General features: G+C 67.1%; 16 protein-coding genes. 8 read left to right on the top strand and 8 right to left on the bottom strand.

The features are described from left to right. Positions 1-7 precede the first annotated feature (7 nt). Positions 8-718 carry a fumarylacetoacetate hydrolase family protein gene (locus ACNQR1_RS02970; RefSeq protein WP_418043879.1) on the top strand — a complete coding sequence of 237 codons (711 nt, stop codon included), beginning with the start codon at positions 8-10 and terminating at the stop codon, positions 716-718. Here the strand turns inward: ACNQR1_RS02970 and ACNQR1_RS02965 are convergent. After that, positions 684-1,511 carry an IclR family transcriptional regulator gene (locus ACNQR1_RS02965; RefSeq protein ID WP_418050255.1) on the bottom strand — a complete coding sequence of 276 codons (828 nt, stop codon included), beginning with the start codon at positions 1,509-1,511 and terminating at the stop codon, positions 684-686. The genes ACNQR1_RS02970 and ACNQR1_RS02965 overlap by 35 nt on opposite strands. 117 nt (positions 1,512-1,628) lie before the next feature. Here ACNQR1_RS02965 and ACNQR1_RS02960 point away from each other — a divergent pair, with 117 nt between their 5' ends. The 3 genes from ACNQR1_RS02960 to ACNQR1_RS02950 are packed head-to-tail and all read left to right on the top strand — an operon-like array spanning position 1,629 to position 3,914. Further along, positions 1,629-2,687: a zinc-binding dehydrogenase gene (locus ACNQR1_RS02960; RefSeq protein ID WP_418043878.1), complete on the top strand. Its 1,059-nt coding sequence runs from the start codon at positions 1,629-1,631 to the stop codon at positions 2,685-2,687. Next, positions 2,684-3,088: a nuclear transport factor 2 family protein gene (locus ACNQR1_RS02955; RefSeq protein WP_418043877.1), complete on the top strand. Its 405-nt coding sequence runs from the start codon at positions 2,684-2,686 to the stop codon at positions 3,086-3,088. The genes ACNQR1_RS02960 and ACNQR1_RS02955 overlap by 4 nt, the downstream gene beginning before the upstream one ends. 10 nt (positions 3,089-3,098) lie before the next feature. Continuing rightward, complete coding sequence (locus ACNQR1_RS02950; protein ID WP_418043876.1) at positions 3,099-3,914, top strand: SDR family NAD(P)-dependent oxidoreductase; 816 nt, start codon at positions 3,099-3,101, stop codon at positions 3,912-3,914. Here the strand turns inward: ACNQR1_RS02950 and ACNQR1_RS02945 are convergent. Further along, a complete protein-coding gene (locus ACNQR1_RS02945; protein WP_418043875.1) occupies positions 3,911-5,788 on the bottom strand; it encodes a DUF222 domain-containing protein in 1,878 nt (625 codons plus the stop codon). The genes ACNQR1_RS02950 and ACNQR1_RS02945 overlap by 4 nt on opposite strands. A 148-nt stretch (positions 5,789-5,936) precedes the next feature. On the opposite strand from ACNQR1_RS02945, the gene ACNQR1_RS02940 reads away from it, so the two are divergent. Further along, positions 5,937-6,848 carry a metal-dependent hydrolase gene (locus ACNQR1_RS02940; protein ID WP_418043874.1) on the top strand — a complete coding sequence of 304 codons (912 nt, stop codon included), beginning with the start codon at positions 5,937-5,939 and terminating at the stop codon, positions 6,846-6,848. Beyond that, a complete protein-coding gene (locus tag ACNQR1_RS02935; RefSeq protein WP_418043873.1) occupies positions 6,841-8,013 on the top strand; it encodes a PDR/VanB family oxidoreductase in 1,173 nt (390 codons plus the stop codon). Before ACNQR1_RS02940 ends, ACNQR1_RS02935 begins: the two co-directional genes overlap by 8 nt. Before the next feature lie 43 nt (positions 8,014-8,056). Here ACNQR1_RS02935 and ACNQR1_RS02930 read toward each other — a convergent pair whose 3' ends face one another. Next, positions 8,057-8,950, bottom strand: coding sequence for a mycobacterial-type methylenetetrahydrofolate reductase (locus ACNQR1_RS02930; RefSeq protein ID WP_418043872.1), 894 nt, complete (start codon positions 8,948-8,950; stop codon positions 8,057-8,059). A 175-nt stretch (positions 8,951-9,125) separates the two neighbouring features. Between ACNQR1_RS02930 and ACNQR1_RS02925 the strand changes: the two genes are divergently transcribed. Both ACNQR1_RS02925 and ACNQR1_RS02920 read left to right on the top strand, forming a co-directional pair. Then, the gene (locus ACNQR1_RS02925; RefSeq protein ID WP_418043871.1) at positions 9,126-9,887 is read left to right on the top strand and encodes an alpha/beta hydrolase family protein; all 762 of its coding nucleotides are present in this window, start codon (positions 9,126-9,128) and stop codon (positions 9,885-9,887) included. 9 nt (positions 9,888-9,896) lie between these two features. Continuing rightward, positions 9,897-10,349, top strand: coding sequence for a 6,7-dimethyl-8-ribityllumazine synthase (locus tag ACNQR1_RS02920; protein WP_418043870.1), 453 nt, complete (start codon positions 9,897-9,899; stop codon positions 10,347-10,349). Between the two features lie 19 nt (positions 10,350-10,368). On the opposite strand, the gene ACNQR1_RS02915 is transcribed toward ACNQR1_RS02920, so the two are convergent. The 5 genes from ACNQR1_RS02915 to ACNQR1_RS02895 form a co-directional block, all read right to left on the bottom strand. Next, positions 10,369-11,730 carry an FAD-dependent oxidoreductase gene (locus tag ACNQR1_RS02915; protein WP_418043869.1) on the bottom strand — a complete coding sequence of 454 codons (1,362 nt, stop codon included), beginning with the start codon at positions 11,728-11,730 and terminating at the stop codon, positions 10,369-10,371. Positions 11,731-11,808: 78 nt separating this feature from the next. After that, entirely contained in the window at positions 11,809-12,714 is a 906-nt protein-coding gene (locus ACNQR1_RS02910) for an alpha/beta hydrolase (RefSeq protein ID WP_418043868.1), read from the bottom strand. A gap of 78 nt (positions 12,715-12,792) precedes the next feature. After that, a complete protein-coding gene (locus ACNQR1_RS02905; RefSeq protein ID WP_418043867.1) occupies positions 12,793-13,749 on the bottom strand; it encodes a helix-turn-helix transcriptional regulator in 957 nt (318 codons plus the stop codon). A gap of 112 nt (positions 13,750-13,861) precedes the next feature. Further along, positions 13,862-14,260: an STAS domain-containing protein gene (locus ACNQR1_RS02900; protein WP_418043866.1), complete on the bottom strand. Its 399-nt coding sequence runs from the start codon at positions 14,258-14,260 to the stop codon at positions 13,862-13,864. 243 nt (positions 14,261-14,503) lie between these two features. Further along, the gene (locus tag ACNQR1_RS02895; protein ID WP_418043865.1) at positions 14,504-16,105 is read right to left on the bottom strand and encodes a PPE family protein; all 1,602 of its coding nucleotides are present in this window, start codon (positions 16,103-16,105) and stop codon (positions 14,504-14,506) included. Positions 16,106-16,174 lie beyond the last annotated feature (69 nt).

The following is a 16,174-nucleotide window of genomic DNA, read 5'->3' as shown; positions in this document are numbered from 1 at the left end:
TGGTCGCATGGCCGACTTCGTGATCCCGCCCCCACCGCAGGCATCGCTTCCGGTGAGCACCGGACCCGAGCGCTTCCCGGTACGACGGGTGTTCTGCGTCGGACGCAATTACGCAGCCCACGCGAGGGAGATGGGCAAGGACCCCGACCGGGAGCCGCCGTTCTTCTTCATGAAGCCGGCCGACGCCGTGATCGATGCGACGGGCACAGTCCCCTACCCGTCGCTGACCACGTCGTTTCACCACGAGATCGAGCTCGTGGTGGCGCTGGGTGCCGGTGGCCGCGACGTGGCGCCGGACGACGCGCTGGACCTGGTGTGGGGCTACGGCGTCGGCGTCGACCTGACCCGGCGCGACCTACAGGACGAGGCCAAGAAGCTGAGCCGGCCATGGGATTGGGCCAAGGGATTCGACGCGTCGGCGCCGTGCACCCCGATCCATCCGGTCGGCGAGGTCGGTCACCCCGACAGTGGCGAGATCTGGCTGCGGGTCAACGGCGAGCTGAAACAGCACGGTGACCTCAAGGACCTGATCTGGTCGGTGCCGGAGGTCATCAGCGCGATCTCGGCAGCCGTCGACCTCGCACCCGGCGACCTGATCTACAGCGGTACCCCCGCCGGGGTCGGCCCGATGCAGCCCGGCGACATCGTGTCCGGCGGCGTGGAGAACGTCGCGGAGTTCACCTTCACGGTCGGCTCAGCCGATCGGCGGCCCGCCTGACCCGATGACCGGCGGTCTCCACCTGGCGGGCGGTCATGGATCGCAGCGGGTGGACGGACAGGATCAGCGCGACCCGGCCGTGAGCGTCGAACACCGGAGCCGCGATCGTGGCGACCGGCTGTGACTTGCCTGCGCCGCCTGCCGGGGCCAGGCCGATGGTGGTGAATTCGGCGAGCAGTTGATCGGTGATCCCGCGGACGTGCTCGGGCAGCCCGTCACTCGGTAGCGAACCGACCATCTGCGCCGCCCGGGTCAGGTCCGGTGTCGTCCAGTCGACGTCGAAACCCCGCTCCCTGGTCTGGGCCAGAACGTCGCTGAGCCGTGCGGTCAGCGCCTTTCCCGTGGTGGGGGCCCGGTCGATCCAGGCGAGCTGCTCGGCCGGCGAATCCCATGCCGCGAAGGCGACGCCGAACGGCGGCGCATACCGGATACGGTCCCCCGGCGTGCCCGCCGGACGCGGGCCCGCGCCTTCGAAGGCGGTGATCACCAGCTCGTCCGACACCCGTTCCACCACAGAAGCGGCGTACTCCAGCTGCTGCGAAAGTTCCTGTGCGGCAATGCGGGCCGCATGCGCCAGCGGTCGCGCCGCCTCCGTTCGGGCAGCCACCACCGCCAGGCCCGGCCCGAGGGCGAAGGTTTTGTCGACCGGGTCCCGGATCAGCCAGCCCCGGTCACACAGCGTCTTGAGGATTGCGTGCGCGGTGGCCTGCGTCAGGTCCACTGCGCTGACCACATCGGAGAACCGCAACCGCGAGTCGCCGGAACCCGCCAGCAACTCGATCACGTCGAGCACCCGTCCCGTCGGCGCCGAGCCCGCACCGCGCACCCTTGACTCCGTTCTGGGCGGTTCCTACAGTCAGCCTTGTCAATTCGAGAGACTATCTCGAATATTAGAGAATTGATAGGTGCGATGCGCGCAGTCGTCTTACGAGAGGGCGCACTGACGGTGCGAGAGATCCCCGATCCGCTGCCGGGCCACGGCGAGCTTCTGTTGCGGGTACTCAGCACCGCGATCTGCGCGTCCGATGTCCACTTCATGGACCACCCAGAACTCGGGCTCGACGACCCGACAGGCCGCTCGCTCTACGATGCCGACCGGGACGTGGTCCTGGGCCACGAGTTCATCGGGGAGGTCGTCGGCCACGGGCCCGGCTGCACCGATCAGTTCCCCGTCGGCACCCGCGTCACGTCGATCCCCATCAGACTGGTCAACGGCGGCGCCGACGGTGCACACATCATCGGCCAGCACCCGGATACCCAGGGCAGTTTCGCCGAACTGCTGGTGGTCGCCGAATCCATCGCCCGGGCCGTCCCCGACGACTGTGCCGCCACCGACGACGCCGTCGCACTCACCGACGCCTTCGCGGTGGGCGAGTTTTATGTGCGCAGCGCCCGACTCGAACCCGGCGAGATTCCCATCGTGATCGGTGCCGGCGCGATCGGGCTGTCCGCGGTGGCGGCCCTGGCCCGCCGCGGCGTCGAACCGATCATCGTCTCGGACTACCAGGCCGATCGACGTGACTTGACCTGCAAAGAGTTCGGCGCCCATATCGCCGTCGACCCGGCCGAGCACTCACCGCTTGCGGTCTGGCGCGAGGTACGCGCCGAACGCAACCTGTGGGGTCCCGCCGTGGTGTTCGAATGCGTCGGGGCATCCGGCTTGATCCAGAAGATCGTCGAGGAGTCCGACATGGGGACCCGCATCTACTGTGCCGGCGGTTGGTACACGGGCGACACCCTCGACATCACGACCGCCACCCGCCAGGGAGTGACCCTGCAGTTCGGCGGCGGGCCGTGGCCCCAGGACTGGTACGGAATACTGGACGCCATCGTCGCCGGAGACCTGGACCCGTTACCCAGCATCGGCATGGTGGTGCAGCTCGACGGGGTTCCCGACGCGCTCGACCTGGCCCGGCGGTCGGCGGGCCCGGCGCGAATCATTGTGCATCCGAACGGAGATCACGCATGACCTACCACGAAGACCACCTCGGCATCGTCGATGTGCTGGTTCGCTACGCGACGGGGATCGACCGCCGGGACTGGCCGCTGTTCCGCATGGTGTTCACCGATGACTGCGTGCTGGACTACGGGGAGATCGGCAAGTGGAACGGGGTGGATGCGGTCACCGAGTTCATGGATCAATCGCACGCGATGGCCGGCCACACCATGCACCGGTTGAGCAACTACGCGATCGCCGTCGATGGCGACACCGCAACCGCACGGACCTACATCGACGGTCTGATCATGGCGCAGGACAACAATTCCGGCGTCAACGCCGTCGGCTTCTACGACGACGAGCTGGTGCGCACCGCCGGCGGTTGGCGCATCGCGCGGCGGCGCTTCACCCCGGTCCGAGTCATAGCTGTCTAGGGAGACACGTATGGAATACGCAGACAAGTACGGTCCGTGGGCGCTTGTCGCCGGCGCCTCCGACGGGGTCGGCTCGGCGATGGCCGAAGAGCTGGCCCGGCGCGGCCTCAACGTGGTGCTGCTGGCGCGACGCCAAGCGGTTCTCGATGACGTCGCGGCGGGCATCGCCGCCCGCACCGGGGTGCAGACCCGCACGCTGGCAATAGATCTGGCAGCGTGCGGTGCCGCCGACGAGGTGATCTCGGCGACCTCGGATCTGGACATCGGGTTCCTGGTCTACTGCGCGGGCGCCGATCCCAGGTTCGCGCCGTTCTTGTCCGGGCCGCTGTCGGACGCCGAATCACTGGTGCAGCGCAACTGCATGGTGCCGATGCAGTTGTGCCACCACTACGCACAGCCGATGGTGGATCGCGGCCGCGGGGGCATCATTATCTTCGGGTCAGGGGCCGGATTCGCCGGCGGCCCGAACATGGTGGCCTACGGTGCGAGCAAGGCTTTCGACATGGTGTTCGCCGAGGCGCTGTGGACCGAACTGCATGACAAGGGCGTCGACGTGCTCGGGCTGATCCTCGGTAAGACCGACACCCCGGCGCTGCGCAAGCTCGAGTACGAACGGGGCCAGATCTCCTCGGCCGAGCAGACGCCGCCGGGCGCCGCCGCCGTCGACGACGTGGTGGCGACCGCGTTCGCCAACCTCACCGAGGGACCGACGTGCCTGGTGGGCCCGGAGATTCAGGCGGCTGCGCAGTTGATGGCATCGGTCAGCCGCAACGACGCCGTGCGCTTCATCGCGCAGGCGGTCACCGCTGCCATGGGTGCGGACTAGGGCCCGCGTACTCCCTTGCCTCCGCCGGCGCGGTCGTTGTCGACGCGTTGCCATGGGTCGGGGTGGTCGAGCAGGGTCCAGTCGTGTGGGAGTCGGGGATCGGACAGGTCTGGGTGTAGCGGGTCTGTGTCCCAGAGGTGTTCGATGTTGGGTGGGGTGAGCCCGGGTGGGTCGAAGTCGTTGTTCCACTGCGGGTCCCAGTCCAGGTTCGAATCGGGTGCCCACTCTGGCTCGGGTTGCCGCTCCCACGCTGGATCCGGCTTGAAGTCCCATTCGGGTGGCCACTGCGGTTCCTGCGCCCGGTCCCACTCCGGTTGTGGTGTCGTGTCCCACTCCGGCTCCCGGACGTGCCCGGGCTCCGGGTTGCGTTCCGACTGTGGGTTGCGCTGGGGTGCCGGCTCAGCGTGCTCGTTGAGCATCGGCGCGGCGTCCCGTTCCGGTTCCTGCTCTGGCTCGGGAACGGGCTGCAGGTTCTGTTCGGGCGGGGTGGGCTGGTGGGCTGCGGGTTCGGGTGGGGTGAGCAGCAGTTCGGGGCGGTGGAGGTAGTTGATGCGGTTCTGGCCGTGGTCGAGTTCTGGTGGCGGTTGCCATTCGGGCACACCGTCGGGATTGATGGTGGTGCTGTACCCGCCGTCGGTGTGGACCAGACGGTTGTCGGGGCCGCAGGCCAGGGCCATCTCGTCGACATTGGTGTTGCCGCCATCAGCCCAATCGGCGGTGGCGTGATGCACCTGGCATCCATAGGCGCCGACAGCACAGCCCGGTTTGGTGCAGCCCCCGTCACGAGCGATCAACATGATCCGCTGCGCCGGGCTGGCAATGCGCCGAGCCCGAAAATAGTTCAGTGCTGATCCGGTGGCGCGGTCGAACACCGCGAGGTGATGGTGGGCATGGCTACCCATCCGGATCACGTCTTTGATGGGTAGTTTGGTGCCGCCGCCGCTGACTCCGATCCCGGCCCGCGATTCGAGGTCGTGCAGGGTGGTGCGGATGATGATCGACACCGGTAGCCCGTTGAGCTGACCCAGATCGCTCATCAACGCGATCCGCCCGATCACGATCAGGGCGTCGTGTTGGCGTTGGGCCAGGCTGCGGTGATCGTTGTCGATCTGGGCTTGGCTGGGGGTGCCGAACGTGCAGGGTTCCTCGTCGTCGGGGTTGCACATGCCCGGCGCGGCGAATTTCGCGAACAATACTTCCCACACCGCAGCGGCTTCGGGGCTCAGGTTCGCCGTCAGCGCGGTGATGCCGTCGCGGCCCTGTTTGCCCACCGACAGCCCGCGTTTGCGGGCGCGTTCGGTGTCGTCGGGTTCGGGCCCGTCCTGATCGAGCAGGAACAACCGCAACTCCGCGGTGTCTTTGAGTTCCTTGGGGCCCACCCCGACCGCGACCCGCACCAGGTCGGCTTCGAACTGCTCACGGGTCACCTGGTCGACAAACCCCGGCAGTCGGTTGATCGCGTCGCGCAACACCTTCACGTGATCACCGTTGATCAACCCGGCGCCTTGCGCGGCGGCGACCACTGGCAGCACCGGGGGCAGGGGTTGCCCGGTCAACGAACGCCGCGGACCCAACTCGGCGGTCTCACCCAACCGCCGGCCCGCTTCGGTGGTCGAGAGCCGCCACCGGATTCGCAGGACCTCATTCCACGACTTGGCGCCTAGCTCCCGAGGTGTGGCCTCGACCTGCAACCGCGCCAGCATCCGATGCATCGACGAGGGCAGCTGACACAGCAGTGCCTCGTACTCATCGAGCACCTCAACCAACTCGGACCGGGTCAGCAAGGCGAAGTCACAGGCAGCGAACGCGTCGTAGGCGGTCCGCAACGCCGCTACCGCCTCAACCGCACCCGCCTGCATGATTCGAACATACATTCGACCACCGACAGGTACAGCCCGCGTCCGTCAATCCCGCGCGGGCGGGATGCCATCTGCGAGGGCCGCCGCTCCGAATACCGATTGAGGGGCGGCAACGAGTGCCGCCCCCGGGGTAACTACGCCGAGTTCCAGCCAAGGGGGCCACTTGCAGCCTGAACAGCAGATCAACTCCGCTGAAGCGGATCGCTTCGCCCCTGAGGAAGTGGCGCTGCGCCCGCGGCAGGTTCAGTTCGATTGGAAAACAGCACCTCTGCATTGGATTCCGGGAGACCCTTACGGTTCGCACATCGTCACGGCGCTCAACCTGTTTCTTCCGGTCGCTGAGCGGTGGTTCAGCAGACTGCTCCGCGACTCGCTGGAGTATGTACGCGACGAACAACTGCGAGACCAGATCGTGGGTTTCATCGGTCAGGAAGCCGTGCACGCCAAGACGCACGACGACGTCCTCGTCGAATATGTGCGACGACATGGGATCGACCCCGACCCGTTCTACCTGCAGCTGGAATGGGTTGCGGGCCAATTCGACCAGCGGGTCAGCTCGGCCACCGGCCAACGCCGACGCAAAGCCCTGTCCTCGGGCACCCATGCGCTTTGCGCCGCAGAACATTTCACCGGCGTACTGGGTCACTGGGCACTGAACAACGCCTGGGACGACGCGGACGTCGATCCGACGCTGTGCGACCTCTACCGGTGGCACGGAGCCGAGGAGGTAGAGCACCGCCACGTCTCCTACAACGTCGCCAAGTACTTCGGCATGGACTACGTCGCCCAGGCGGTCTCCGGTGTCCTGGTCAGTGTCGTGTTCTTCGCGCTGCTGCTGCGCGGCACGAGATTCCTCGTCCACGAGGATCCGGCGTTGCCCAACCTCGGGTACCTGCGGATCCTGTGGAAGCTGCGCGCGTCTGGCAAGTGCGGCAACGTACCGACGGCCGGCTTCATGCTCAGGTCCGGGCTGAGGTTCCTCAGACGTGACTACACCCCGGTCGATGAGGGCGTCACGGCGCAGGCGGTGGCATATCTGGCCACCTCCCCGGCGGCGCGAGTTGCCCATGGCTGAGAAGTACGACGGACCCGCTCGGTCCCGGCGGGTTTCCCGACTGGCGCAACATCTGTTCAAACCGTATGTCGATCAACCGCCACCGGGCCTTCACCGGGCCGTGCGTCCCGACGCCTTCACCCGATTGGCCGGATCCGCGGTATCCCACTTCGCGTCGGGGGTGATGCGCCTCGGTGGCGATCAGAAACTGCCCGAACTCGGGCGAGCCTTCAACCGTAGGGCTGTGTTCGTGACGGATCGACGAACGGTCGCGCGCGACGGCACCGTCGTCGAACTCACTTTGGCGGTTGGGGACGGAACGCCTCTGCCCGCGTGGCATCCGGGCGCACACGTCCACCTGCATCTGCCGTCCGGCCGAGTGCGGCAATACTCACTGTGCGGAGATCCGTACCGCACGAAGGAGTATCGGATCGCGGTGCGCAGGATCCCCGGAGGCACGGGCGGTTCGGTGGAGGTGCATGACCTCCGTGTGGGCGAGATCGTCGAGATCAGTGACCCGCGTAATGCTTTCATGATGCCCATTCCCGGATCTGCGTCACGCGCCGAGAAACTGCGCTTCATCGCGGGCGGTATCGGCATCACCCCGATCCTGCCGATGGCCAGGCTCGCCGAGTCTCTCGATGTGCCATGGTCGTTGCGCTTCGTCGGCCGTCACCGGAGCAATCTGCCGTTCTTGGAAGAACTGTCGGCTTGGGGCGACAAGGTGCGGGTGCGCACGAGTGACGAACACGGCCGGCCCGCCGTCGCCGAACTGCTCGACGGGTTGGATGAGCAGACCGCGGTGTACCTGTGCGGCCCGACGACGATGGTGGAGACCGTGCGCCGGGCCGTGCCAGTCGGTTCAGGGATCGAACTGCATACCGAACAATTTTCGCCGCCACCGGTAGCCGGCGGCTCGTCATTCGAAGTGGAGCTGGCGCGTAGCGCGAGGGTGATCCGGGTCGGACCGGGCGAGAGCATCCTGGCCGCTTTGCGAGCAGCCGTGCCCGACGTGGGCTACTCGTGCCAGCAAGGCTTCTGCGGGACCTGCGTCCAGCGGGTGCTCGACGGCACCGTCGACCATCGCGACACGCTCCTGACCGATGGGCAACGCCAACTCGGCCAGATGCTGGTGTGTGTCTCTCGCGCCGGATCGAAATCCGGACGGCTCGTCCTCGACATGTGATTCGACCTGACGCGTCACGGCTACCGGCGCATCTGACCGGGCACTAGACCCGATCCGGCGCCCAGTACTCCAGCATCTCGGCGAAGGTCTCGAACGCCGGCCTCGAGACCCCGTAGGCCGCCTCGAAGTGGATGCTCAGCGGGAAGCCGAGCTCGGCGACGCCATCGATGACCCGCTTGTAGAGGTCGAGCATCAGCCGGCGCTTGTCGGCGGGCTCCCGCTGGGCCAGGTCCGCGACGAACGCCTGCTCGGCCGCGACGGCCTCGTTGCCCGGGTCCTGGATCAGCCAGTTGATCAGACCGACGTTGGTCTCCATCTTCGGCACGAACCCGAAGGACAGCAGGATCTCAGGGCGGTGGTCGGTGGTCTTGGCGAGCTCGGTCAGGAACTCGACGATGGCGTCGGAGTACAGCAGTTGGGTCATGCCGTACGTCGCGCCCTGGTCGCACTTGAAGTTGAACCTGCCCTGCTCACCCTCACGGGTGGGTATCAGGATGGCGCCGCGGTTGGGCACCAGCTCCTCATAGATCGACAGGGCATCGGTGGGCGCCACGCCCTCGCCTTCGCCGTCCTTCATGGTTCGCGGCACGCCGACGAACGCGATGCCCTCGAAGCCGGCCGCGCTCAGATCGTTCAGGCGCTGGCCCAGCGCCTCGGAGTCCAGGAATGAGGTGACCTGCGTGCAGAGACCGTGCATGCCGGGCAGCTCGGGCCGGAGGATGTTCCAGTAGTCCAGGACATCCATCCGCGGCTTCATCTCGATCGGACGGTCGTCGTCCTCATCGATCATCCCGGGGATCATCACGTGGCGGATCCGGCCTTCGATGCCGGTCTCAGCTGCCAAGGCGAGCACTTTTCGCGCCTCTTCGACGGGGTACTGCACACCGCGTTCAAGGGTGGGCGGGACGAGCTCCAGCGCGATGGTGTTCAGAGGCACCTGATTGCTCCACACTCTCATTACATTCAGACACGGCGTCATGGGCGACGTTGACCATGACCGGCCGGTCCATTCACCCTACGGAGCCAGGCTGGCGACCACACAGGTACCTCCGGTCAACACCTGGCGCGCGGCATCGTCGCCGCTTTGCTCTGGCCCGTGGTAAACCACCGTCATGGGTGAGCGCGTCACATTCGCAGGTTCGACCGGCCCGACGCTGGCGGGTGTGATCGACCGGCCCGACGGGCCGGTGCGGGGCTGGGGGGTGTTCTCGCACGGTTTCACGCTCGGCAAGGACTCTCCGGCCTCTGCGCGCATCTGCAAGCAGTTGGCCGCCGACGGCATCGGGATGTTGCGCTTCGATGCTCTCGGCCTGGGCGATTCGGAGGGCGACTGGGGCGACGGCTCGTTCACCGTCAAGGTCGACGACGTGATCGCGGCCTGCAGGTTCATGGCCGAGCGCGGCACCCCGGCGGATCTCCTGATCGGGCACTCGTGGGGTGGCGCGGCGGTTATCGCCGCGGCCCGGCAGTCCCCCGGTGTGCGGGCAGTGGTGACCGTCGGTGCGCCGTTCGACGTCGGACACGTCGAGCATCAGTACGACGCATGCCTCGAGCAGGTCTTCGCCGAGGGCAGCGGCCAGTGGATGGTCGGCGGGAAGACGCTGACGCTCAAGCGGTCGTTCGTCGAAGATGTCCGGGCTGCCGAACTGCTGGACAAGATCAAAAGCCTCAAGATGCCGTTGCTCATCCTGCATTCCCCTACCGACAACACCGTCGGCATCAAGAACGCCAGCGACATCTTCTGGGCCGCCCGCCATCCGCGCAGCTTCGTCTCCCTGGAGGGTTCCGAACACCTGCTGACCGGACCCGGCCAGGCCAAACGCGCGGGACGGATCATCGGCGCCTGGGCGGACGCCTACCTCGACGTGCGATAGCGTCACTACATGTCTGACGCAGCCACTCAGATCGCGTTCGTGCAAGCCACCTGGCATCGCAACATCGTCGACAAGGCCCGCGAAGGGTTCACCGAACAGATCGGAACCCACGGCTTCGACGGCTCGGCCCTGGAGTTCTTCGAGGTGCCCGGCGCCTTCGAAATCCCACTCACCGCAAAGCGTCTGGCGCTCACCGGGCGTTACCGGGCGGTGGTCGCAGCCGGACTCGTGGTCGACGGCGGCATCTACCGCCACGACTTCGTGGCCACCGCGGTGATCGACGGGCTGATGCGCGTGCAGCTCGACACCGACGTGCCGGTGTTCTCGGTCGTGCTGACCCCGCACCATTTCCACGAGCACGACGAGCACATCGACTACTTCACCAAGCACTTCGTGAAGAAGGGTGCCGAAGCGGCCAACGCCGTCGCGGCCACCCTGGCCGTGCACAGCACGCTGGGGTAACCCCGCGGCCCGACCCGGATCAGTCGCGCACCAGAGCGTCGCGGCCGGCCCGGATCATGTCCTCGCGCGCAACCACCTTCACGCGTTCACGGTTCTGCACCTCACCCAGCGACACCTCGTGGGCATCGAGGCGCTCCCACTCGGCCCAGGTGGTGTAGTCGACGCCGTTGTCCGCCAGATGCTCGAGTATCGCGTCGGGGTCGGTGGTTTCGGCGGCCCGCAGGCCCGGCAGGTCGTTGAGCAGACTCGTGACCGTTTCGGCGGCGTCGGACTTGGTGTGCCCGATCAAGCCGATCGGGCCACGTTTGATCCATCCCGTCACATAGGTGGCATCGATCAACCCTCCGTCGATGTCGAGCACCCGTCCCGCGTCATTAGGCACCACCCCGGCGTGGTGGTCGAACGGCAGACCCGCCAGATGCGTGGACAGGTAGCCGACGGCGCGGTACACGGCCTCGACCGGCCAGTCGATGAATTCGCCTGTACCACGGACATTTCCGTCCCCGCACAGCCCAGTTCGTTCGGTACGAAGTCCCTCGACCCGGTCCGTGCCCAGCACCTCCACGGGCGACTGGCACAGGTGGAGATGGATCCGGTGCGGCGCGCCGGTCGGCTCACGCTGCAGATACTTCATCATCGTGTCCACCACCAGCCTGGTCGACTTGCTCGTGTTGATGGCGTGCTGGCTGGCCTCGTCGATCTCGAAACCCTCGGGATGCACGATCACGTCGACGCTCGGCGAGTGCGACAGCTCACGAAACTCCATGGGACTGAACTTGATCTGCGCCGGGCCGCGACGGGCGAACACGTGGACGTCGGTGGCCTGATTCGCGGCAAGGCCTTGGTAGACGTTGCCGGGGATCTCGGTACCGAGTTGCTCGTCGGCCGGCTTGGCCAGCATCCGCGCGACGTCGAGTGCCACGTTGCCCGCGCCGAGCACCGCGACGTGCCTCGCCGTCAGCGGCCACGAGCGGGGCACGTCGGGATGCCCGTCGTACCAGGACACGAAGTCGGCTGCGCCGTAGCTTCCCGGCAGGTCGATGCCCGGGATGTCGAGAGCCCGGTCCGCGCGCGCCCCGGTCGAGAAGATCACCGCGTCGTAGTGGCGCCGCAGATCGGCCAGGGTGAGATCGGTCCCGTAGTGGACGTTTCCGATGAAACGCACAACGTTCTCGTCCCGGGAGAGCACCCGGCGCAACGCCTTGATGATCTCCTTGATCCGCGGATGGTCCGGGGCGACGCCGTACCGCACCAGCCCGTAAGGCGCGGGCAGCCGGTCGAATACGTCGACGCGTGCGTGCTCGTACTCCTTGGTCAGAATGTCGGCGGCATAGATGCCCGCCGGCCCCGCGCCGATGACTGCTACCTGGATCTTCCTCATGACCGCCCTTACATATTTAGGTAAGGCAAGCCTAAATACAGGCGGGCATCCCGCAAGACCTCCCCAACGAGATCCGCGTCACGGTGCGGTGGCACGGCGGACGTGCCCGGCGATCCGTTCGTAGACGCGCCGGGTGACCTCGGCCGCGTTGCTCATGATGTTGTAGCCGTGATCGACGTCGGGTACTTCGTGATATTCGGCTAGGGCACCCACCGCGTCGAGCTTCTGCGCGTACTGCCACGCCTCGTCGCGCAGCCGGTCGTATTCGGCCGTGACGATCAGCGCTGGGGCGATCCCGTGGAGTCCGTCGGCGTTGGTGCCCCAGACCGGGGAGACCAGACGGTCGGTGCGCTGCGCACGGTCGGGGACATACGCGGTGTCGAACACCTCACCCATCCACGGCTTCAACACCGCCTTGGCGCCGACCGGGGAATGCTTGTCCTTGGTGGCGGTCACCAGATCCAGCGGTGGGTAGTGCAGCATCTGGAGCCGGATCTGCGGCCCGCCGTTCTCGAGGGACAACCGGGCGGCGCCCGCCGACAGGCTGCCACCGGCGCTCTGGCCTCCGACGCACAGCCGGGTGCCGTCCCAGTCCCGCTCGGATGCCGCGGCCCAGCTGAGTACGTCATAGATCTGCTCGACCGGCGTGGGGAACCGGTGGCCCGGGGCCAGCAGGTAATCGACGTTGAGCACAACGACATTCGCGTACTCGGCCAGGAAACGGCACCACGGGTCGTCCTGGTCGCGGTGCCCGACGACGAAGCCCCCACCGTGCACGTTCACGTACACCGCGGGCTTCTGTTCACCCGACGGCGGGTGGTACACCGTCGCGGCGACCACACCGTGACGGGTTGGAATCTGTACAAGTGTTGTGCGGCCGGGTATTTCGGGGAATCGGACGTCCCGCCTGGGCGCCGGGTTCACCCCGAAGGAGAAGAAACGGGCCAGGGCATCGGCCAACTTCGGCGTGGACAGTATCGACACGGTTTCCTTCTCAGACTCGTTGCGAACAAGCGCCTTCGACCGTACCCGCGCCGGCTTTCGGTCCCGCAGCGGCACAACTCACTTCAAGGTGTCCGACGGATTCTGTCCGTAGGCACTCCGGTAGGCGGCGGCGAAACGCCCGGTGTGGGCGAATCCCCAGCGGGACGCCACACCTTGCACGGTGACGGTGGCCGGGTCGGCCGTGAGCAGCTCGCGATGGGCGTGATCCAGTCGCACCCGGCGGAGATAGCCCATCGGGGAGACGTCGAGATGCCGCCGGAACATGTACTGCAGCGCGCGGGGCGTGACGTAGACCGCCTCGGCGACGTCGGCAAGCGCTATGTCGCGGTCGGCGTTGGACTCGATGTACTCGATGGCCCGGCGCAGAAGCGCCGGTTTGGCGTCACGTCGATCGATCGGGGTCGGTTCGAGCCCGGCGGTGGTCGGCATCGTGGTGACCACTGCCGCCGCGAGCATCGACATGCTGGTCGAGACCACCAACGGCGGTACCGGCCCGGTCTGGCCGCGCGCCACCGAACGCACGTACTCGATCGCGACCTTGAGTTGATAGCCGGCCTTCGCCGATATCGGGCGGTGGCCCGCCAACCGCACCGCCGCACCCGACTCTCCGGGCGCCGACGTCGCGACGCGGTTCAACATCTCCGCATCGAACATGGTGAGGTCGTAGGCGGCCTGGCAGACGCGGCCCGAATACGGCAATTCGGGCGGCGAGTACAGGGTGACGTCTCCGGGACCGAACACGTCCTGGGGCTGGCCGATGAAATTCTCCTCGATACGCCCCGAATGCACCCGGCACAGGCAGATCTTGTTCAGCGGATCGGCGTCATAGGACAAGTGGTAATCGAGCTCGAGTTCATCGAAACTGATCGGCCCCACCCACTTGCGGACGATTCGTGTCGAAGCCCGCTCGCCGCGGCCCCGGCCGATGGACATCTTGGCGTAGGCGCGCGCAAGGAAGTCCTCGGTGACGCCGAGGTCGGCACTGGTGAAGTCCAAGTTTTCGTAAGCGGGCATCAGGTTTCGCTTCAGGTGGCCTGACGGGGCATGGGCTCCACCCCGAAACAACGAGCCTACCTGCACCGCTTACGGTGTACACGCCATCGGCGAACACCGGCCTCAGGCTGGTTCAGGCCGAGCTGCTGACCTGGCCTGTCGAATCGACCAGCGGCAGCCCGTGGTCGGCGAACACCCGCAACAACGGGCGCAAGGCCTCGCCCGCCACCAGGTGCCACGCCACATGTGCGCGATCGCACTCGTCGGAGAACGCCAGTAGCTCGCGGAACCCGCTCACCCCGATGAAGTCGATCGCCCGCAGATCGACGACGAGCGACGTTGCCGGCGGGCCCAGGCGCCGGATCGCCGCGCCCACCTGGTCGGAGTTGCACATGTCGATGTCCCCTTCGACCACCAGGACGGTGGCCGGGCCGCGGACATGGGCCGAGACGCGCGCACCGCCGCAGTCGACGATGCCGACGCAGGACGCCGGAACCGGGCGCAACGGACCGGAGCTGTGAGCCGCAGTCATGGTGGTTACCACCCATCGCATAGCTACAGGGACGAAGTACCCCTCGACCAATGACCGGCTGTGTGCTCAACCCCGTCGAGATTATCGCCATCCGGGCTCGACTGTCCCGCCACGCATTGGGCCACGGACGCCCGGATCGGACGGTACCCCTTTCGGCAGCAACGCTTTTCGTCAGATTTGGCGAAGCGCCCGACCAACCAGCCTTTTCGTTCCGTGGCTGAAGCCGAGAACCGCGGTGTTCGTTTAGTGACCTGGGCTTCGATCTTGTCGATCCGTACCGCGATCACCGCGGTCGGCCCCCTTGTCCCCCCAGGTCCCGGGGAGCAACGGGTGGACCGGCCCACCGCTGAAGGCATTGTCGCTGTCCAACGCCACCATCCCCTCTGCACGGGCGTGCCGGGAATCGGACCTGGTGCCGGCGAAACTCCCTGCCGCACCGATGTTTCCGGTACCGCGGTCAGAGATTCTGTCCTGCTGCCGGGAGTCCGCAGCGGGCGCGGGACCGTTGTCGGTCCCGTCGTCCAGGGTCATGAACTCGTCGCGGTATCCCCGCTCCTTGAGATCCGCAGCGCGACGGCGGCGCGCCTTGCGCCGGGCCCGCGTGGCGGCCAGGGCCGCAGCCGACGTCGCAGCGGCGACGCCGGCGGCCGGGGCCTTCGCTCCCGTGCCCTCGGTCAACGTGGGGCCCACCCCCTCGTCCGGGTCACCGCCGTAGACCGCGTAGGGCGCCATCGCGGCCGACGGAACAGCCGGCGTCGGCACGCCACTTCCGGGTGTTGCCGGAGCCGACGTACCCGGGGCAGCCCCGGCGCCCGACCCTCCGGCCGGCAATGCCGCGATCGGCTGAATGTTGTTGTGTTCGGCGCGAACCGGTGACTGCACCGGTGCGCCGGCACCGGCGCCGGCCGGCGGGGCGTCCCCGGCGAGTGGCACCAGGCCGACCAAACCGATCAGCCCAAGGGACGCCGCCATCAGCAGCGGTGACGCGAGCAGCAGCCCGTAGATCGTCCACCACAATGGCCAACCCCACACCAGGTTGTAGCTGACCAGGAAGAAGGTAGGCCCCCAGGTGATCAGCGCCTGCACCGGATTGGTCGCCAAGCCCGTGAGAAAGGCCTGGATCATGGCTTCGGGGTTCTTGAGGAACTCAATGGTTTCCTGGCCGCCGGGGGCAGTGGCGAGATAGTCCACCAGGAACTGCCAGATGGTGTCGGCGATGTCCAGCGAGGAGCCGGATTCGCCGGCCCGGGCCTGGGTATCGGTCTGCGCCACGGACACCGCCGCCGAACCGGTCTCGCCGACTCCGGGGGCGACCACCATGGGTGCCGGCACAGTCTGCGGCACCGCTGCCAGGGCTGCCCCCGACACAGCCTGGTAGCTCGACATGGTGATCGCGGCCTGGAGCCACATCCGGACGTAGTCCGCTTCGTTGAGGGCGATCGGGATGGTGTTGATGCCGAAGAAGTTGGTCGCCGACAGCACGCCGTGGGCGACGTGGTTCGCGGCCAACTCCCCCAAGGTCGGCATCGCGGCCAATGCTGTGGAGTAGGCGGCCGCCGCCGTTTCGTGTTGGGTGGCGGCCAAGCCGCTGCGCGCGCTCTGTGAGTTCAGCCACGCGAGGTAGGGAGCGTGTGCCGCGGCATAGCGCTCGGCGCTGGGCCCCTCCCACGAACCGGCTTGCACGACACCGACCACTGCAGTCAGCTCGGCCGCCGCCGATGCGTACTCGGTGGCCAGGTCATGCCAGGCACCCGCGGCGACCAGCAGCGATGCCGGTCCAGGACCACTGGACAGCAGCGCGGAGTGCACCTCGGGCGGCGCGGCGAGCCAGATCGGTGCGGTCATCGGGCCACTCCTGGGACACTCGGACAATGGTTAACATGAATCGGGTTCATGTTAGCCATGTGCGACGAT

Origin of the sequence: Mycobacterium sp. 48b, from assembly GCF_048282725.1 — a bacterium.
Taxonomy (GTDB): domain Bacteria; phylum Actinomycetota; class Actinomycetes; order Mycobacteriales; family Mycobacteriaceae; genus Mycobacterium.
This window is presented reverse-complemented; position numbering and strand designations above follow the sequence as displayed.